Annotated in this window: 16 protein-coding genes; 11 read left to right on the top strand and 5 right to left on the bottom strand. The window is 61.5% G+C overall.

Annotation, left to right across the window (positions count from 1 at the left end; translation table 11 throughout):
* Position 1: 1 nt before the first annotated feature.
* From cysN to AC1DX3_RS17340, 3 genes are all read left to right on the top strand, one after another.
* Positions 2-1930 carry a sulfate adenylyltransferase subunit CysN gene (gene cysN / locus AC1DX3_RS17330; protein ID WP_476990574.1) on the top strand — a complete coding sequence of 643 codons (1929 nt, stop codon included), beginning with the start codon at positions 2-4 and terminating at the stop codon, positions 1928-1930.
* Between the two features lie 77 nt (positions 1931-2007).
* Positions 2008-3123 (top strand): glycosyltransferase family 61 protein, encoded by a 1116-nt coding sequence (locus tag AC1DX3_RS17335; protein WP_476990575.1) that lies wholly within the window; start codon positions 2008-2010, stop codon positions 3121-3123.
* A gap of 11 nt (positions 3124-3134) precedes the next feature.
* Positions 3135-4172 (top strand): glycoside hydrolase family 43 protein, encoded by a 1038-nt coding sequence (locus tag AC1DX3_RS17340; RefSeq protein WP_476990576.1) that lies wholly within the window; start codon positions 3135-3137, stop codon positions 4170-4172.
* Here the strand turns inward: AC1DX3_RS17340 and AC1DX3_RS17345 are convergent.
* A complete protein-coding gene (locus AC1DX3_RS17345) occupies positions 4169-5059 on the bottom strand; it encodes a LysR family transcriptional regulator (RefSeq protein ID WP_476990577.1) in 891 nt (296 codons plus the stop codon). The two genes, AC1DX3_RS17340 and AC1DX3_RS17345, sit on opposite strands and share 4 nt — an antisense overlap.
* A gap of 94 nt (positions 5060-5153) precedes the next feature.
* On the opposite strand from AC1DX3_RS17345, the gene AC1DX3_RS17350 reads away from it, so the two are divergent.
* The 3 genes from AC1DX3_RS17350 to AC1DX3_RS17360 all read left to right on the top strand — a co-directional run bounded on the left by AC1DX3_RS17350 (position 5154) and on the right by AC1DX3_RS17360 (position 7110).
* Positions 5154-6023, top strand: coding sequence for a pirin family protein (locus AC1DX3_RS17350; RefSeq protein ID WP_476990578.1), 870 nt, complete (start codon positions 5154-5156; stop codon positions 6021-6023).
* A 78-nt stretch (positions 6024-6101) separates the two neighbouring features.
* Entirely contained in the window at positions 6102-6701 is a 600-nt protein-coding gene (gene wrbA / locus AC1DX3_RS17355) for an NAD(P)H:quinone oxidoreductase (RefSeq protein ID WP_476990579.1), read from the top strand.
* A 22-nt stretch (positions 6702-6723) separates the two neighbouring features.
* Complete coding sequence (locus tag AC1DX3_RS17360; protein ID WP_476990580.1) at positions 6724-7110, top strand: OsmC family protein; 387 nt, start codon at positions 6724-6726, stop codon at positions 7108-7110.
* On the opposite strand, the gene AC1DX3_RS17365 is transcribed toward AC1DX3_RS17360, so the two are convergent.
* Together AC1DX3_RS17365 and AC1DX3_RS17370 are read right to left on the bottom strand one after the other, a co-directional pair.
* A complete protein-coding gene (locus tag AC1DX3_RS17365; protein ID WP_476990581.1) occupies positions 7111-7455 on the bottom strand; it encodes a hypothetical protein in 345 nt (114 codons plus the stop codon).
* 33 nt (positions 7456-7488) lie between these two features.
* Positions 7489-7902 (bottom strand): hypothetical protein, encoded by a 414-nt coding sequence (locus AC1DX3_RS17370; protein ID WP_476990582.1) that lies wholly within the window; start codon positions 7900-7902, stop codon positions 7489-7491.
* 175 nt (positions 7903-8077) lie between these two features.
* Here AC1DX3_RS17370 and AC1DX3_RS17375 point away from each other — a divergent pair, with 175 nt between their 5' ends.
* From AC1DX3_RS17375 to AC1DX3_RS17395, 5 genes are all read left to right on the top strand, one after another.
* Entirely contained in the window at positions 8078-8560 is a 483-nt protein-coding gene (locus tag AC1DX3_RS17375; protein WP_476990583.1) for a YbjN domain-containing protein, read from the top strand.
* A 234-nt stretch (positions 8561-8794) separates the two neighbouring features.
* Complete coding sequence (locus tag AC1DX3_RS17380) at positions 8795-11653, top strand: CHAT domain-containing protein (RefSeq protein ID WP_476990584.1); 2859 nt, start codon at positions 8795-8797, stop codon at positions 11651-11653.
* A gap of 115 nt (positions 11654-11768) precedes the next feature.
* Positions 11769-12467: a response regulator transcription factor gene (locus AC1DX3_RS17385; RefSeq protein WP_476990585.1), complete on the top strand. Its 699-nt coding sequence runs from the start codon at positions 11769-11771 to the stop codon at positions 12465-12467.
* Positions 12464-13888 carry a sensor histidine kinase gene (locus AC1DX3_RS17390; protein ID WP_476990586.1) on the top strand — a complete coding sequence of 475 codons (1425 nt, stop codon included), beginning with the start codon at positions 12464-12466 and terminating at the stop codon, positions 13886-13888. The genes AC1DX3_RS17385 and AC1DX3_RS17390 overlap by 4 nt, the downstream gene beginning before the upstream one ends.
* Before the next feature lie 128 nt (positions 13889-14016).
* The gene (locus AC1DX3_RS17395) at positions 14017-14553 is read left to right on the top strand and encodes a hypothetical protein (protein ID WP_476990587.1); all 537 of its coding nucleotides are present in this window, start codon (positions 14017-14019) and stop codon (positions 14551-14553) included.
* Here the strand turns inward: AC1DX3_RS17395 and AC1DX3_RS17400 are convergent.
* Together AC1DX3_RS17400 and AC1DX3_RS17405 are read right to left on the bottom strand one after the other, a co-directional pair.
* Positions 14550-15731 carry a histidine-type phosphatase gene (locus AC1DX3_RS17400; protein ID WP_476990588.1) on the bottom strand — a complete coding sequence of 394 codons (1182 nt, stop codon included), beginning with the start codon at positions 15729-15731 and terminating at the stop codon, positions 14550-14552. The genes AC1DX3_RS17395 and AC1DX3_RS17400 overlap by 4 nt on opposite strands.
* 11 nt (positions 15732-15742) lie before the next feature.
* The gene (locus AC1DX3_RS17405) at positions 15743-18259 is read right to left on the bottom strand and encodes a TonB-dependent receptor (protein ID WP_476990589.1); all 2517 of its coding nucleotides are present in this window, start codon (positions 18257-18259) and stop codon (positions 15743-15745) included.
* Positions 18260-18502 lie beyond the last annotated feature (243 nt).

The raw sequence follows: 18502 nt of genomic DNA on the forward strand, positions 1-18502 counted from the left end.
AATGAACGCGATTCTCAACCAAAAGCTCGATACCCAGGCCCTGGTCGACTACCTCGCCAGCCACGAAAAGAAGAGCCTGCTACGTTTTCTGACCTGCGGCAGTGTCGACGACGGCAAGTCGACCCTGATCGGCCGCCTGCTCTACGATACCAAACTGATTTTCGAGGACCAACTGGTCGGTATCGAGAAGGATTCGAAGAAATTCGGTACGGTCGGCGACGATATCGACCTCGCTCTGCTGGTCGACGGCCTCCAGGCCGAGCGCGAGCAAGGCATCACCATAGATGTAGCCTATCGCTTCTTCACGACCGACAAACGCAAATTCATCGTCGCCGATACGCCGGGCCACGAACAATATACCCGCAACATGGCGACCGGCGCTTCCAATTCCGACCTGGCCGTCATCCTGATCGACGCCCGCAAGGGCATACTTACCCAGACCCGCCGGCACTCCTTCATCGTGTCACTGCTCGGCATCAAGCACGTCGTCCTGGCGGTCAACAAGATCGACCTGATGGACTACAGCCAGGACGTCTTCGACAAGATCGTCGCCGACTACCGCGCCTTCGCTGCCGATTTCGGCTTCGAGACCTTGCAGGCTATTCCTCTGTCGGCGCGCTATGGCGACAACGTCCTGACCCGCAGCGATCACATGCCCTGGTATCAGGGTCCGACCCTGGTCGAACATCTCGAAACCATCGATATCGACCGCGACGACACGACCGCGCCGTTCCGTCTTCAGGTCCAGTGGGTCAACCGCCCCGATCTTAATTTCCGCGGCTTCTCCGGCACGGTGTCCTCTGGCACGATTAAGCCTGGCGACGCCGTGATCGTCGCCAAATCCGGCAAATCCTCGACTGTCAAGGCGATCGCCACCTATGACGGCAACCTGCCTTCGGCCTCCGCCGGCCAGGCGGTTACCCTGACACTGACTGACGAAATCGACATTTCGCGCGGCGATGTGCTCAGCACCCCCGTCGCCCGTCCCGAAGTCGCCGACCAGTTCCAGGCCCACCTCATCTGGATGAGCGAAGAGCCACTGCTGCCCGGCCGGCCCTATATCGTCAAGATCGGCCCGAAGTCGGTCTCCGCTACCGTCACCGCCATCAAGCACAAGATCGACGTCAACACCTTCGGCGAACTGGCGGCCAAGGACTTGCAACTCAACGAAGTCGCCGTCGTCAACATTGTCACCCAGGAGCCGATCGCCTTCGACCCCTATGACGCCAATCACGACATGGGCGCCTTTATCGTCATCGACCGCGTCTCCAATCTGACGCTTGGCGCCGGCATGATCGACCACGCCCTGCGCCGCGCCAGCAATGTCCATTGGCAGGCACTCGACGTCAACAAGGCGTCGCGCGCCAATGCCAAGCGCCAGAAGCCGGTCGTCCTATGGTTCACCGGTCTGTCCGGCGCCGGCAAATCAACCATTGCCAACCTGGTCGAGAAGAAGCTGCTCAGCCTCAGCCACCACACCTATCTGTTGGACGGCGACAATGTCCGCCACGGCCTCAACAAGGACCTGGGCTTCACCCAGGCCGACCGCGTCGAAAACATCCGCCGCGTCGCCGAGGTTGCCAAGCTGATGGTCGATGCCGGCCTGATTACCCTGGTCTCCTTCATCTCACCCTTCCGCGCCGAGCGCCAATTGGCGCGCGACCTGCTGCAACCGGGCGAGTTTGTCGAGATCCACGTCGCGACGCCTTTGGCCGTGGCCGAAGAACGCGACGTCAAGGGCCTGTACAAAAAAGCCCGTGCCGGCGAGTTGAAGAACTTCACCGGCATCGACAGCCCCTATGAGGCGCCGGAAAAACCGGAGCTGACGCTCGACACGACCTCGACCTCGCCCGACATTCTGGCTGAACAGATCGTGACATATCTCTTTGAACGTGGTCTGCTACAGGAGTTTTCCGACTACTCCATCTAGAACCTATTTAAGTGGTCGCAATTTTTATCCGAAAAGTGCACAGTTTCTTTGCAGGACACTTTTCGGAAATTGCTTGAATGCCCACCTACAAACGCCTGGAAACCATCGCCGCGCCCTATCAGGACCTGAGCCTGTCCCCCATGCCGCGGGACTTCTACGATGCCGACCGGGCGCTGGGCTATGACGGCCTCTACGAAATGCAGCCCCTGCCCTTCGTACCGCGAGGTATGATCCATATCGGCGACTGGGAACGCATGACGGCGCTGTATCAGGACATGGTATCGCATCAGCCCCTGGTCATGAGCGGCCTCCTGTCCCTGTCGGGCTACGGCTTCTTCGGCGACGACGCCCTGCCCGTCCACGTCAAACGCTTCGAGGCCCTGATCGGCCAGCCGATCGGCTGGGCCAGCGACATCGCCGACGCCTATGCGGCGATCCATCAACTCGACGACGTGTTCGAAAAGCCTTTGCACGGCAATCCGCTGGGCGAAGCGCTGACAGCGTTGTTGCCGCCCGACAAGGCGGTCGTCATGGCCTGCCCCGACCATGAGCGTTACGGCCACTGGATCATCGACACCCTGCCGCGCTTACGCATGCTGAAGACGGTCTCGCTGAAAATCCCCATCTTCCTCGATAAGCTGCCCCCGTGGACCGGTTATTTCCTGGCAGCCCTGGGTATCGATCCAGCCCGCATCAAGCCGCACCCGGCGCGGTTCTTCTCGGTGCGTGACGCCATCATTCCCAGCCTGACCCGGGCGGGCTATTTCCTGTCGCCGGCGCCGATGATCGAGGCCTGGGATCGTGTTATCGAACACTATCTGCGCGACCCGATCGAGGCCTCTGACACGAAGCTGTTCCTGACCAGGGGCGACGGCCCGCTCGATGCCATCATGCAGGAACGCGGCTATCGCGTTGTCGATATGGCGGCCTTGAGCGTGCACGAGCAAATCGGACTGATGCAAAACGCCCGTCTCATCGTCGGCGAGGACGGCAGCGCCCTGCTCAATGCCGCCTTCGCCAAGCCTGGCCTGACGATCGGCGTATTGACTGAAGCCGGCCACGACAATCTATTCCACGTCAGCATCGCCCAGATGCGCGGTCATCGTCTGGCCTTCCATCCCATATCGGATGAGGCGGGCCTGGAGGATTTCCTCGACGCACTCGAAATTGGTGCCGGAGTCCTGGAAGAATGAAGAAGAGCTCCATGCGTGCATCATTTACCATTGTCTTGGCCTTCCTGCTGGCGGGCGCCGCCCAAGCCGGCAATCCGATCGTGCCCGGCTGGTACGCCGATCCGGAAATCCGCGTTTTCAATCATCAATACTGGATTTACCCGACCTATTCCGATCACGACGGCACACACGACATCTCGAAAAAGATCAGTGCCGGCCAGGCCTGGCACGCGTCTCAAGACTATGTCTATCCGCCGTTTCGCATGCAGACCTTCCTCAACGTCTTTTCCTCGCCCGATTTGGTCCACTGGACGAAACACGAGCACGCGCTCGACATTGAGAACGTCGCCTGGGCGGCCTATGCCGTGTGGGCGCCGTCGGCCGTTGAGAAGGACGGTAAATATTATCTCTTCTTCGGCGCTAATGACATCAAGGACAATAACCAACTGGGCGGCATCGGCGTCGCCGTCTCCGACCGTCCGGAAGGACCGTTCAAGGACGCCCTGGGTCATCCGTTGATCGGCCAGATCCACAATGGCGCCCAGCCTATCGACCAGATGGTCTTCAAGGACGATGACGGCCAATACTACATGTATTACGGCGGCTGGAAGCACTGCAATGTCGTCAAGCTGGCGGCCGATTTGAAAAGCGTCGTGCCGTTTCCCGATGGCGAAATCTACAAGGAAATCACCCCCGACCCGCAATATGTCGAGGGCTCTTTCATGATCAAGCGCAATGGCATCTATTACCTGATGTGGTCGGAAGGCGACTGGACGGGGGCGGATTACAGTGTCGCCTACGCCATGAGCAGTTCGCCGTTCGGGCCATTCAAGCGCGTCGGCAAGATCCTGCAACAAGACGACAGCATCGCCCGCGGCGCCGGCCACCATTCAGTCGTCAATATCCCCGGCACCGATGACTGGTATATCGCCTATCATCGCCGGCCGCTCGATACCGATGACGGCAATCACCGCCAGGTCGCTATCGAGCACCTCTATTTTAACGCCGACGGCACAATCAACCCGGTCGTCCTGACCAATGAGGGCGTCGAACCGAGACCCTTGCCCTAAAGCTGCGCCGCAAACCGTTCGATCAACCATTGCGCGGCCGGTCCGGGCGGGGCGTCGGTGCGATAGATGGCATGCATCTCGTAGCCGCCGACATGCCAGTCGGGCAGGTCGAGCGCGATCAGCCTGCCAGCGTCGAGATCGCCGCGCACCATGAATTCCGGCATCGACCCCCAGCCGACGCCGGCCAGCAGCAGCGCGTGCTTGGCGCCGAGATCGGCCAGCCGCCAGGTCTTGTGGCCGACGACACCGAAGTCCTGGCCGGCGGTCAAGGGCGAGCGGTCGGTCAGGACCAACTGGATATGGTTGCGCGCGTCGCCCGGCGCATGATGATTGTGCCGTGCCAGGGGATGAAACGGCGCCGCCACCGGGATGAGCGTCACTGAGCCGATATGACGCCGGTCGATTCCGTCCAAACCGACATCGAGGGGGCCGCTGATGCCGATATGGGCCGTGCGGTCCATAACCAGTTGCGTGATGCCGCCCAGGGCCTCGACATGCAGGCGCAACGGAATGGTCGGAAACGCCGTCTGAAAAGCCTGCAAGGCATCGACCAGGCGCGCCGTCGGCAACATGACATCGACCGCGATCGAGACCTCAGCCTCCAGGCCTTCCAGTAAACCACGCACCCGCGCCCGCAGAATATCGACGCCGTGGCTCACTGTCCGCGCCTCGGCCAGCACGGCGCGGCCGGCATCGCTCAGCTCCGGCTTGCGCGTATTGACGCGGTCGAACAGGGCAATCCCAAGCTGGGCCTCAAGATTGTCGATGGCGTAGGTAATGGCCGAAGTGGCGCGGTTGAGCTTGCGCGCCGCCGCGGCGAAGCTGCCGTTTTCGACGACGGTGAGCAGGACCTGAAGCTGATCGAGGGTCGGTATGCCAGGCAACATGTCGAATTATCCGAAAGGTTTGTTCATTATTATACGGATTTTCGGAACAAAGAGAAAGGCATAAAAGGACGTCAACAGAAAGGGAGTACCTCTCATGACCACTCTCACCGCCACCAAAGACCGCGCCGTGAGCAGCCTGCACACCGCCTTCCGTACCCTGGAAGGCGACGGCTTCGAAGTCCGCCGCGCCATCCCGTCCCGCGCCTATGAAGCCGTCGGGCCGTTCATCTTCTTCGACCATTTCGGCCCGATCGAGGTCCGTCCCGGCGAGGCCAAGGGCGCCTCGGCCCATCCGCATGCCGGGATTGAAACCCTGACTCTGCTGCTGGAAGGCCGTTCCGTCCACAAGGACAGCCTCGGCAATATGAGCGTCATGCAGCCCGGCGAAGTCCAATGGATGCGCGCCGGTCGCGGCATCATCCACGATGAAGGCCCCGACGCCGTCATGCGCCGCGATGGTGGCCGCAACCACGGCGTCCAGTTGTGGATCAACATGCCGAAGGGCCGCAAGCACGACGATCCAGCCTACCGCCACTTCAAGGCCGATGAAATTCCTCTAATTGTCGGTGACGGCGTCACGGCGCGCCTGGTCGCCGGCACATCGGATGGCCGCACCGGGCCGTTGCTGACCAGCGGGCAACCCTTCGTCGCCCACGTCACCCTTCAAGCCGGCGGCACGATCAGCCTTGACACGGCGGATATCGCTGAACTCGCCCTCTATACTCTGACCGGGGAAGCTACGGTTTCCGGCCAAGCCGTCCAACCTGGCGAACTGGTGCGTCTCGGCGCCGGTGATACGGTCGTCATAACCTCCAGTCAGGACTCGGAAGTCCTGGTGGTCGGCGGCGATCCGCTAGACGCCCCCATCGTCCGCCACGGTCCGTTTGTCATGAACTCCATCGCCGAACTGGAACGCGCCGTCCGCGACTACCAATCCGGTCGCATGGGCAGAATCGAGCCGTAACCGGTTCGGTTACGTTTCCTAATTTCTTTTTTACATCCAATCCCTCACACCTCCCCGTTCACGTAAAGGAATACTCACATGGCCAAGGTCCTCGTCCTCTACTATTCGTCTTACGGTCACATCGAAACCATGGCGAACGCCGTTGCCGAAGGCGCTCGCGCTGCCGGCGCCACGGTCGATATCAAGCGCGTTCCCGAAACCGCGCCGGAAGCCGTCGCCAAGGCTGCCCATTTCAAGCTCGACCAGGAAGCGCCCGTCGCTGCCATCGCCGACCTGGCCGATTATGATGCCATTATCGTCGGCACCGGCACGCGCTTCGGCCGCATGACCTCGCAAATGGCCGCCTTCCTCGACCAGGCCGGCGGTCTGTGGGCCCGTGGCGCCTTGCACGGCAAGGTCGGCGGCGCCTTCACCTCGTCGGCGACGCAGCATGGTGGCCAGGAAACCACCCTGTTCGGCATCATCACCAACCTGCTGCACTTTGGCATGGTGATCGTTGGCCTCGACTACGGCCATGCCGGTCAGATGAAGCTCGACGAAGTCACCGGCGGCTCGCCCTATGGTGCCTCAACCATCACCGGCGGCGACGGTTCGCGCCAACCTTCGGAAAACGAGCTGGAAGGCGCGCGTTATCAGGGCCGCAAGGTTGCCGAAACCGCGATAAAGTTGCACGGTTAGTAACCCGTTCCGGAGACAGCCCATGACCCGCGCCACAGCCCGCATAGGTACGATCGACTACGCCACCCGCATCACCGTCGGCCATCGCGAGTTTATCGCCGATGAGCCGGCGGACAATGGCGGCCAGGACGCGGGTCTGGCGCCTTATGATTTGTTGGTATCGGCGCTCGGCGCCTGCACGGCCATCACCTTGCGCATGTATGCCGAGCGCAAGGGGTGGCCGCTCACCGCCGCCGAGGTCGCCCTGCACTTCTATCGCGAGGACGGTGTCGAAAAGGTCGAACGCATCGTCACCCTATCCGGCGATCTCGACGACGCCCAAAGGGAAAGGCTGGCTCAGGTCTGTGAGCGCACACCCGTGACCTTGACATTGAAAAACGGCCTCGCCATCACAACACGGCTAACTTAGCTATTGGCACTTGGCGAAATAGGTCTCGGCCATTTTGCCGGCGATATCGTTCGCCGTGTCCCGCTGCTGACGGATCCAATCCATTGTCTTTTCCTGGTCGGCATTGCTATAGCCATTCGCCGGATCGTTGACCAGGTTCCCCATGCCATTCATATCGTTATAGGCCTGCTCGTAATGGACGCGCGCCTCCTCCATGATGCGGCAGCCTTCCTGGACGTTACCGTCGCGAAACTGCCAGTCCGCGGCTTCCAGCCGCGATTTGCCTTGCTCCGCCTGGGTAGTGGCGTCGTCGTAAAGATCGTTCACGGTCTCTGCCCAGGCCGGCATAGCAGATGCGAATGTCACGATTGCCGCTAAGGTAAGTATGGCCCGCATGGTTTAGCTCGCCTGACAATTATCGGCGATCGCGGCATCGGCAATATCGCCGGCCCGGTGAATCGAGGCCATGGTTTCATTGATAATGCCGGATTCCTGGGCAAATTGCTCGGGCGTGATGCCGGCATCGCCCTTGATGATGGCGGTCATATGGTCGAGCGCGTCGATCTCGGTGGCGACATTGCCATGGACGCCCTTCAGCGAAGCGCACATGCCGGCGTGGTCGCCAGCATCCCGCTGCTCGCCGGCCTTGGTAAAGCCGGCAGCTGCGGCAGCGTCGGAATCGCTGACAATCTTGTACCAATTATTATAGGCTGGATTGGCGGGATTATATTGATCCGTCGGCCCATCCTTCGCCAGGGACGGTGTCGCCAGCGTCAAAGCCCAGATAGCCGTCAATACCAGTCGTTTCATCATCCCGCCCTCTTTTATGGAAGGCGATTATGCCTGGCGGCACGTTCCCTGGCCAATGACAAATCCTGTTAGCTGTGTCGCCGGATTGGCGGATAGCGTCTTGCCAAACCTAACAGTACTTGTAAGTGGCGCCGGGCCCCGGTCTCCGCGATAGTGATCGCAAACAAGGGGACCACACATGAAAAAACAAATTGGAATTACACTCGCGCTCGGCGCACTGCTTGCGGTCCATGCAACTCCGCTGATGGCGGCGAACTATACACAAGGCGGCGTCACCGGCCAGGAGATTGCCAACGATCTCAAGGCCATAGGACAGACGGCCACCGTCACCAAGGATTCAGGTGGCGACCCCAAGATCGACGCCAGTTTCGCGATCGACAAGACCGAGATCGGCTACCAGATCTATTTTTACGGCTGCAAGACGGGGCGCTGCACGACGATCCAGTACCATGTCGCTTTCGACGGCGACATCAAGAAGGTCGATGACTGGAACAAGACCTACCGCTTCGCCCGCGCCTACGCCACCGACAAGACCACCATCCACCTGGAATACGATGTCGACGTCGAAAAGGGCGCCAATAGCGAAGCCGTGCAGAACTCGGCCGAGCGTTTCAAGGCTGTCATGGTGCAAGGCGTAACCTTCCTGACGGGCGGCAGCTAACCCCCGACGGTCATGAAAGAACGACCGTTGGTATGATAAGATTTGACGTGGCCTCAAACTCCCCGGACCTCCAACATCCGGGGAGTTTTATTTCCTTTGGCAAACCTTTTCAAAGAAACCTAACCGCGTTACGGTACCGAACAAAATAGAATAGGTCGGGGAAACAAGATGTCGGCTGTGCGGGGGGTGTGCGTAGCGATTATAACCGCGGGCTTGGCCATGGCAGGGCCGGTCTTGACGCAAACACCATCCGCCCCTGCTGTCCTGGCCGCCGCCGCGCCCCTGRCTGACCGGATCCAAAACGCCATCGACCGCTATCAATCCGCCGGCGCACGCCCATCGCTCGACGAACTCAAGGCCCTGACAGCCGAAGCAGCGACGGCAAAGACCCTCGATCCCATGCTCGCGGCTGATCTGGCAACCATCTACGCCTACAGTCTGGCGCGCAACAAGCAGCCTGACGAAGCCATTGCCGTGATCACCGGCGCTGAAAACGCACTCGCCGCCGCCGGCCATGGCCAGGACGTCAAGATGGGCGACCTGCTGTTGGCGGAGGCAGCCTTCGAAGACTTGAAGGGTGATACCGACGCTGCCCTGGCCACCAAGACCAAGGCCCAGGCCATCTACATCGCCGCCGAGGGGCCGCAAAGCACCCACGCCGCCACCGTCAAGGCCCAGATTGCTTTCAGTCTGTTCGCGCGCGGCCAACTCAACGCCGCCATCGTCGCCTATGGCGAGGCCTTGCCCCTGATTGCCCATGATGACGACGCGGTCCGCGTCTATGCCATGCAAATGAGCAACTATGCCTCGGCGCTACGGCTGGAAGGCGAACTCGACCAGTCGCTTCAGGTCGGCCGCGAAGCGCTCGACGTCGCTCGTGCCAAACTGCCCGAAGGCCACCCGGCCATGCTGTACAGCCTCAACAATCTCGGCACCACCCTGATGGAGATGGGCCGTTACAGCGAAGCAGAAACCATCTTGCGCGAAGCCGTCGACATGGCGCGCAAATATCGCGGCTCGGAAAATCTCGATACGGCGGCCTTTACCTTCCGCCTGGCTCAGGTCCTGCAACGCGAGGGACATACCGACGAGGCTCAAACCCTTTTACAGGCCGCCTTGGCGGCGCTTAACGGTGTCAATACCGGCGCCAATCCCGACCTGTCTGGTCTGATCCAGCTCGAACTGGCGCAGATCGCCCGGGATAATAACGACGACGCCGGAGCCAGGGCGCATCTGCTGGCCGGGCTCGATGCCATCAAGGATACCGGCGTAGTTGGCGACACCACCCGCTCGCGACTGCAAACCCGCCTGGCCGAGGTGATGATGACCTCGGGCGACCTGCCTGGAGCCCTGGCCGAGGTCGCGCTCAGCCTTCCCTATTATGCCGCTCAGATGCCGCCCTTCGCACCGGACCGGGTTCGCGCTAATATGCTGCACGCCCTTATCCTGTCGCGCATGGGCAAGACCGACGCCGCCTTGCAGGAGGCTGCGCCGCTCGAAGCCGCCATGCGGGCCCACCTCGAAGATCTCGGTGTCGGCCGCCGCGAACAGCTCGACCTGGCCAGCACCTATGCCATCAACTTCACGCGCTTTACCGACATCGCCGTCGCCGCCAACCGCCCGGATCTGGCCTTCGAAGCGGCGCAGATGGCTGCCTTGTCGGAAGTCGCCACCACCTCCCAGGCCTTGGCGGCGCGCGCGGCCACCAACAACCCCGAAGCCGCCGACCTGGCACGCCGGCTGCAGGACGCCCAGGTCGAACGCCTCCGCCTCGATCGCGAACGCATTTTTGCCCTGGGTAAGTCGGACAGTGATGTCGCGCGCCTCGACGGCGCCCTCGTCACGCTCGATGCCAAATTGCACGATCTGTCGGCAAACCTTGACCGGGCATTTCCCGATTTCGGCCGCCTCAGCCATCCACAACCCCTAACCCTGGCCGCCGCGCAATCGAACTTGAAGCCCGGCCAGGCTGTTGTCATGCCGCTGCTCAGCGACGATCAATTGATAACACTGGTCCTGACGCGCCAAGGCTTGAGCTGGGACAGCGCGCCCCTGACGCGGACTCAGGCCGTGTCCGCCATTGTGCGGTTACGCGCCGGCATCGATGGCACGATCGACGATGCAAAGACCGGCTTCGACCGTGCTCCGGCGTGGCAACTCGGCCAGGCCATATTCACGGCAAAAACCTTGAACACCCTGCGCCATACGGACGAGATCGAGGTCATGGGATCGGGTCCGCTGATGACCCTGCCGTTCGGCCTGTTGTTGACGGCGGCGCCCAGAGACAGCGACAGTGACTCGCGTGCCTTGCGCAACAGCGCCTGGCTGATCAAGCGCTTCGCAATCTCGGTCAAGCCGACCTTCCTGGCGGTGGCACCGGCTGTGATGACGAAAGGCGGCTTTATGGGCATCGGGGCGCCGGTATTGGGCGCCGATGCACGGGTCACGCAAAGCCGCGGACTCGAAACCGACAAGGCAACGATCAGCGACCTGTCGGCCCTGCGCAACCTGCCCAGCCTGCCCAAGGCCATGGGCGAATTGATGCGGATGAAGACCGCCTTCGATCTGCCGAACAGCACCTTGATTACTGGCGCTGATGCGACCGAAACCCGAATCAAGACGACGCCCCTGGCGGATTACGCCGTGATCGCCTTTGCCACCCACGGCCTGATCAGCGGCAACCTGACCACCTTGCGTGAGCCGGCCTTGGTGATGACCCCACCCGCTGTGATGACAGCCGAAGACGACGGTCTGCTGACGGCTTCCGACGTTGCCGGCCTGAGGCTCAATGCCCGCTGGGTCATCCTGTCGGCATGCAATACCGGATCGGGGCGTGAAGACGGTGCCGCCGGCTATTCCGGACTGGCGAAAGCCTTTATGCAGGCGGGCGCGCAAAGCCTGATGGTATCATTGTGGCCGGTGCGCGACGATGTCGCCGACCGCCTGAGCGTCGATACGGTACGCCGCAATGTCAGCGGCACCTCTCAGCCCCAGGCCTTGCGCAAGGCGATTCTATCCCTGATGGCCGACGACAGTGTGGTGGACAGCGCCAACCCGGCCATCTGGGCGCCGTTCTCGCTGGTGGTGCGGTAGTTATTTAATGCCGCGTTAGGAACGATTGGTCAAACCTCACAGCCTTTGTAAATTGCGCCCGGTCACCCGACCCTGTTAGGTAGCTGCTGTAACTATCCGAAAGTGACGCGTATCCATGGCTGAAAACCTGCTCCTCATTGAAGACGAACCTGAAAACGCCGCCATCATTATGGCCGCGCTTGAAAAGGACGGCTTTAAGGTGACGTGGGAGGCCGACGGCCACAAGGGCCTGGCCGAGGCCGGGCTGAACGCGTACGACTTGATCGTGCTCGATCGCATGCTTCCGGATATCAACGGCTTGTCGATCATCAAGCGGCTGCGGGAAGCCGGCGTCAACACGCCCATTCTTATGTTGTCGGCCCTATCGCGCAGCGAGAACCGCTCCGAGGGCCTGGAGGGCGGCGCCGACGACTATCTCGGCAAGCCGTTCGAGGATCACGAACTGAGCGCCCGCGTGCGCGCCCTGCTGCGTCGATCGAAGAACCATGTCCATAGCGCCGTCATGCTCTATGGCGATATCGAGCTGCACGTCAAATCACGGACTGCGCACCGCCAGGGCGTCCATCTGGCGCTGTCGCCCAAGGAATTCGAGATCCTGAAGCTGCTGATGGAGCACGCCGGAGACGTCGTCACGCGAGATATGTTATTGCAACAGGTCTGGCATCTCAGCTTCGATCCGCAGACCAATGTCATCGACGTCAATATGAGCCGGTTGCGCCATCGCCTGGAGGACGGTTTTGACACCCCTGTGCTGGAAACCGTACGCGGTGCCGGCTTCCGACTGCTGCTGACCGGCCAGGAGCCGGCCTCGTGAACGGAGCTCCCAACACCCCTTCTCTCTACGTTCAGCCCACCAAGGGCCTTCGCTCGATTGCCATGACTATAGCCCTGCGCGTCGCCCTGGCGACAGCACTGGTCTGTGTCTGTGTCTTTACCCTGGTCTATGCCGGTCTGGTTCACCAGACACGCGCCGCCTTGCAGGCAACGGTCGATACCGATCTGGCCGGCCTGGTCGACATCTATCACGACCAGAAGATCGACGGCTTGACGGCCCGCTTACAGGAGCGGCTCGACCTGGCGCCAACCGCCGGCGAGCGGCCGCTCTATATATTGCTCGACAAGGATGGCAAGGCGTTGATCGGCAAGGCGGCACAATGGCCGGCACTGCAAGCCGACCTGTCCGAAGCCGGAATTCTGAATGTAGGTAAGGATCGCGTCTTGGCGCGGGTTACGCAGCTTCGCGGCGGCTTGAAATTACTGGTCGGGCGTTCGATGAGCCTGGGTGACGCGACCTTGGCCGATGTCCGCCTGCTGTTCATTGTTGCTATCCTGCTGATGGTCGTCGCGGCCTTCTTCATCGGCAATTTCGCTGCCCGCCGCCTCCGCAGTCGCGTCACCGCGCTCAACAACGTGTTCGATGCCGCCCGCGACGGCGATTTCCGCGCCCGCGCCGACATTACCCGACGCAGTGACGAACTCGACAGCCTGGGCGATCATGTCAATGAGACGCTGGAACGCGTCGAGCGTTTGTTGACAGCCCAGCGCGAAGTCAGCGACAATATCGCCCACGAGATCCGCACCCCGCTGACGGCGCTGAACGCACGTATCGAAACGGCGCTCAGCCTCTGCGACGATCCGGAAGCCGTCACCGCCTTGCAAGCGGCGCAGGAAGAGGTGCGCGGAACGTTGCGCCTGCTCGATGCCTTGCTCGACATCGCCTCCGTCGAAGCCCAGCGCGGTGACATGCGCGCCCTGTCGGACGTCGACCTGTCGGCCTTGGCCCATTCCCTGACCGAGCTCTATGCCGCCAGCGCTGAGGAGGCCGGGTTAGATCTGGTCGCCGATATCGCCGATGGAATCGTTATCCGCGCCGACGCCATGCAGATGTCGCGCCTTCTGGTCAACCTGCTCGACAATGCGTTGAAATACGGCCAAAGCGGCAAGACGATTCATTTCACCCTTAAGGACGGTCCGGTCATCATCCTGGAAGACGACGGGCCGGGCGTTCCCGATGCGGACAAGCTGCGCGTGTTCGATCGCTACCATCGCGGCAGTAACGTCGCCGGCAAAGTGACATTAAAGGGACACGGACTCGGCCTTGCGTTGGTCGCCAGCATTGCGGCACGCCATAACCTGGTTATCAGGGTTGAAGACTCGCACCCGGATGCGGTAAACAAAGGGGCAAGGTTTATCATTAAGCCAATGCTTGCAGGGCCTGGGGAGGCAAACGCGTGAAACGGACCGCCGGTGCCACTGTTGTCAGGGCGACTGTTGTGAATGCGGCTGTTTTGGGATGCATGTTCGCGTTCGGTATAGCCGGTTGCGCGCCAGTTTCTGGGCCGGCCGCTCCGAATACCCTGGCCATGGCGCCTGAACGGACCGTCGACCGCCCCCTCGAACCGCGTGTCGCGGAAACGGACGCTGTCGGCGCCATTTTGGTGCGCGGTTTGGCGGCCGATGCCAGCGGTGACGGTGAAGCCCTGTACGATCAGGCTCAGGCCTTGATCCGTATGGGCGCCCACAGCGAGGATGGCACGGATCTCGCCGATGTCTGGCTGCGCCGGGCGCAAGCTCTCGGAGTCGCCCCGCGCACCGAGGTCGCCTTCCGCGGCCGCACGCTCGGGCCTGGATACCGCCAGGGCCATATCAATGCCCACGGCCATTTCCGCACGCACCAGAGTTTCAACGCCGGTCAACGCGCCGAAATCGTTCTGGTGCCGATCGACGAGGCCCCGCTCAGTCTCGACGTCGTCGATGATGAAGGCGCGGCCATATGCTCGGTGGCGCCGTCGACACGTAATCTCGGCTGTCGTTGGGTGCCTAGCTTTACCGGCACCAGCGACATCAACGTCAATAACGACAATGATCGCGATGTCAGCTTCTACATCGTGCTGAATTAATCCGCGTTGAGCTCGCCGAGGAATTGCCCGGCGGTGCAGGCCGTCCGGCCGCCGCAGTACGGCAGGGACAAGGCCTGGGTCGCCGATGCCGTCAACGGCGTCAGGTTACGCATCTCATCCAGGGTCTGAGCGCGATAACGGACGATAACGACCTCGCGGCCTTTCGCGTCGCGCCATTTTTCGAAGATCAAGGCACCGCCCGGCGCCGGATCGTCCTGCGCCAAGTCGCCAGCCTTCCAATGCACACCCAGGACCCCGCCGAGATAGGCTAGATTGGAATCGTGACCGACCAGCAGGGTGAATTTCGCCGTATCGGTGGCGAACAGGCCGCGTTTGACCTCGGCGAGAAGCGGCCGGGCGCCGAACGCTGCGATCGCCTTCGGGCGGGCGACCAGGGCGAATTCGGCGGCGTGCAGGGCGGACAGATCGGCAATCGTCGCCTCGTCCGCCCGGCCCCAGCCAACCTCGCTCAGCGGCTTGCCGTCAGCATATTGCAGCAACAGGACCTGGGCCAGGGTCGAAGCAGTGTCGATGCCGCCATCAATCTTGACGCGCCCTTTGGTGACGACGAACTCCGTCGGCTGGGCCGCCAAGTCGCAGACCGCCGTCGTACAGCCGATAAGCTTCGTCAGGGTTTGCAGGCGTTTTTCCTGCGCCGCATCCACCGCCGCAAGCCCGCCCGCGGGCAGGGCGCCTTGGGCCGCCTTCAGTTGCGCTTCGCCATCCGCGGCCGTGTCGCCTTCGAAGGGTGAAAAGCGCGGATCGGCCTGGTCCAGGGGGATGTGTTCGATCGCGGTACCGCAGCCTTTGAACAGAGTCGCGGCATAGACCTCGGCCGTGCGCAAGGTACGCTGTTCGACATCGGCGATGACGCGGGCGTTACACCCGGCAAAGGTAGCATAGCTGCCGGCGTCGAATTCCGCCAGCCGTGTGATCGCCTGTTCGCCGTGATGGGTCAGTTCGCCCCAGCCGACATCCCAAGCCGGCCACGGCCCGGCGGCGATCTCCGCCGGCACCGGCTGAGCCTTGGTCGGCGGGCGGATACCGTGGCGCATGACAACGACGACACGCTCCAGTCTATAGCTGTCCTTTGCCTCGGCCTGGGCCGGCCCATGAAGCAGGCACAAACCCAGAATCGACAGGAGAAGGGCGTTAGGCCGGCGACATGTTCCACGCATCGATCTACCCCTTAAAACCGGTTGGAGAAGCCGATTTTCCACGAGCTGCCATAGTTTTCCTGTTCGACCATCTGATGCTTGACGGCCTGGTAACGGCGCCACGGCGCGTCATTCAGGTTGGTGCCTTCGACATAGACGAGCCAGTTCGTACCCATGGCATAGGACAGCTTGGCGTCGAGCTGGCCGTTGGCGTCGGTATAGAGGTCGTGGGCCTTATCGGCGCCGACCGTGTCGAGATAGGCAGAACGATAGGTATAGGCAAGGCGGGCCAGGACACCATATTTTTCGTAGGTGATCTGGGCCGTGCCGGTCGTGTCGGAGGTGTAGAACAGCGGAACATCACCGGACCGGGCGAAAGTGCCCTGGGCGCTGGCGTCCTGCAGAGTGACATTGGCGTTGACGCCCAGGCCATCGAAGGGCGACGGCAGGCTGTCGAACTGATAGATGGCGTTGAATTCGATGCCGCTGACATGGGCTTTGTCGGCATTCTTCGGTTGGGTGACCAGGTCGCCGGGATAGGCCGGGTTGCTGTTGGTGCCAGCGCTATAGATCGGATTGTCGATCGCCTTATAGAACAGCGACGCCGAAAACAGGCCACTCTTGCCAACATAATGTTCATAACCGGCATCGAGATTGACCGACTTCAGCGGCTTCAGGTCGGGATTGCCGAGCGCGACATTGCCGGCGCCGTCGTCGTTTACGTAAGGCGCCAGGTCGGCATAGTTCGGCCGGCCGATAGCGGTCGTCGCCGCAAAACGCAGTACCGTGCTGTCCGACAGGTCGTAACGGCCGACCAGCGACGGGAACAAGTCGGTATAGTGGTTGTCGCCGAAGACGTTGAAATCCTGGGTCACCGACGATGAGGGCGTAAAGCTTTTGGCCTTGTAGTCGCTCTTGGTGTCCTCGACCCGCAGGCCAGGGATAACCGTCAGCTTGCCGCTGTGAATGGTCAGCATGGAATAGGCGGCGGCGATCTTTTCGGACACGTCGTAGTCGACGCCCAAGCTGTTGGCGACGCTGCCGGCGGCATCGTATTTCAAGGCGTTGATGCTGGTGGCGTAGGAAAGCACGTGACTGTAATTGACCACTGGGCCCATGGCGTAACGGCCGTCAAAGGTCGTGTCGTCGTCGATCGTTGGGCCAGCCGCGGACAGCAGGAAGGCCGTATTCATCTTGTAGGCCTTGTAGTCGCGTTCATTGGTCTTGTGGCGATCCGAATATTTGACGCCGACCTTGAGTTCGCTGCCTTCACCGACCCAGTTGACCGGCAGGCTGTAGTCGGTGGCGAATTGGCCAAGCTTTTCCTCGGCCTTGCGGACGTCGATATTGAACGAGCTCCCCTTGTATTGGCTGGCGTCATAGGCCTTGGCAACCGGGGTCACGACATACAGGTCGTCGGACGTATCGTAGTGGCCGTCGATGCCACTGGCCTTGAACTGCCATTCGCTGCGCAACGGGTCTTCCTTGGTCGACTGGCTGGCCGTGGCGACGACTGACAGCTTGCCGGCCCCGACGGTGAAATCACCGCCCAGGCTGGTGGTCAGGATGCGGTCGACTTCCTTGCGGCGGCGGACGAAGCGCGTTGCCGCCGCACCCGTAAAGTCGCCGGATGTCGCCGTCTGGTTGGTCAGGCCGCTGGTCGGTAGAGCAATACGGAACTGGTCACGGTTTTCGTCATCGCTGAACTTCGAGCTGAGGACGCGAGCAAACAGGTGAGCGCCGTCGTTCGGCTTCCAGTCGAAGGCCGCCGCCGCGCCCGAACGGCTGCGGATCAGGTTATAGTCGCGCGGGCGGAAGTCGTCCGGCGTGGTGAAGCCGTTGGCGCCCGTCGTCCAGTTCGACGAACCCTGGACGTTGTTGGAGCGGATCGGCCGGCGCGAGGCATTGACCGACAGGACGACGCCGAAGTTTTTATCGACGCCGAAGCGCGTGCCGAAGGTGGCGTCGGCCTCGGTCGGCGACTTGTCGTTCAGCTCATAATGGCCCGCGGCGAAACGCGACGTAAAGAAGGTACCCTTGCGGTCGAAGGCGCTGAGCGTCTTGATATCAACCGCGCCGGCTATGGCGTTGGCATCGAGGTCGGCCGTCTGGTTCTTGATGACTGTGACCTGGCCGACGAGGCCGGAGGGGATGTCGTCGAGCTTGACCTGGCGGCCTTCTGGCTCGGGTGCGGCGGCCGACTGGCCATTAACACGGACGGCGGCCAGGTTGGGATCGAGGCCGCGGATGACGACATAGCGGCCTTCGCCCTGGTCGTTGGCAGCGGCAACACCGGAAGCCCGGCGTACGGTCTCGGCGACATTCTGGTCGGGCAGCTTGCCCGCGTCATTGGCTGTAATGACTTCGACGCTGTTGTCGGCCTTTTTCTTTTGTTCGATCGAGCGTTGCGTCGCCGCGTGCTGGCCGAAGACGACGACCGTGGTCACGTTATCCTGGCCGGCATCCTGGGAAGCGTCCTGAGCCATCGCATCGGCGGGCAGCAGGATAGCGCACACAGCGCAGGAAGCGAAAAGCTGGTTCTTGAACATAATCGTGGACCCCTGAACATAAGACAGGTCCCGATGCCAGCGTCTTGCGACAGCCGGGTAGCAGTTTGTTTAAGCTTTGACGACAATCGCCGACATCAATGCATTGCAGGGCGGATACATTAAATATTTTAAATATAATAATCTTTTTATATTTCAAATCCCACTTTCAACCATTCTCATATCTAAAAAAATCGTTATTATTTCAAGGACTTGTGTGTCATTTATGTTATCGTTCCGGCAATT

The sequence above is a fragment of the Asticcacaulis sp. P2_B1 genome (assembly GCF_056404915.1).

Coding starts and splice junctions, on each gene's coding strand:
- cysN (WP_476990574.1), top strand. CDS start 2: ATGAACGCGATTCTCAACCAAAAGCTCGATACCCAGGCCCTGGTCGAC.
- AC1DX3_RS17335 (WP_476990575.1), top strand. CDS start 2,008: ATGCCCACCTACAAACGCCTGGAAACCATCGCCGCGCCCTATCAGGAC.
- AC1DX3_RS17340 (WP_476990576.1), top strand. CDS start 3,135: ATGCGTGCATCATTTACCATTGTCTTGGCCTTCCTGCTGGCGGGCGCC.
- AC1DX3_RS17345 (WP_476990577.1), bottom strand. CDS start 5,059: ATGTTGCCTGGCATACCGACCCTCGATCAGCTTCAGGTCCTGCTCACC.
- AC1DX3_RS17350 (WP_476990578.1), top strand. CDS start 5,154: ATGACCACTCTCACCGCCACCAAAGACCGCGCCGTGAGCAGCCTGCAC.
- wrbA (WP_476990579.1), top strand. CDS start 6,102: ATGGCCAAGGTCCTCGTCCTCTACTATTCGTCTTACGGTCACATCGAA.
- AC1DX3_RS17360 (WP_476990580.1), top strand. CDS start 6,724: ATGACCCGCGCCACAGCCCGCATAGGTACGATCGACTACGCCACCCGC.
- AC1DX3_RS17370 (WP_476990582.1), bottom strand. CDS start 7,902: ATGATGAAACGACTGGTATTGACGGCTATCTGGGCTTTGACGCTGGCG.
- AC1DX3_RS17375 (WP_476990583.1), top strand. CDS start 8,078: ATGAAAAAACAAATTGGAATTACACTCGCGCTCGGCGCACTGCTTGCG.
- AC1DX3_RS17385 (WP_476990585.1), top strand. CDS start 11,769: ATGGCTGAAAACCTGCTCCTCATTGAAGACGAACCTGAAAACGCCGCC.
- AC1DX3_RS17395 (WP_476990587.1), top strand. CDS start 14,017: ATGGCGCCTGAACGGACCGTCGACCGCCCCCTCGAACCGCGTGTCGCG.
- AC1DX3_RS17400 (WP_476990588.1), bottom strand. CDS start 15,731: ATGCGTGGAACATGTCGCCGGCCTAACGCCCTTCTCCTGTCGATTCTG.
- AC1DX3_RS17405 (WP_476990589.1), bottom strand. CDS start 18,259: ATGTTCAAGAACCAGCTTTTCGCTTCCTGCGCTGTGTGCGCTATCCTG.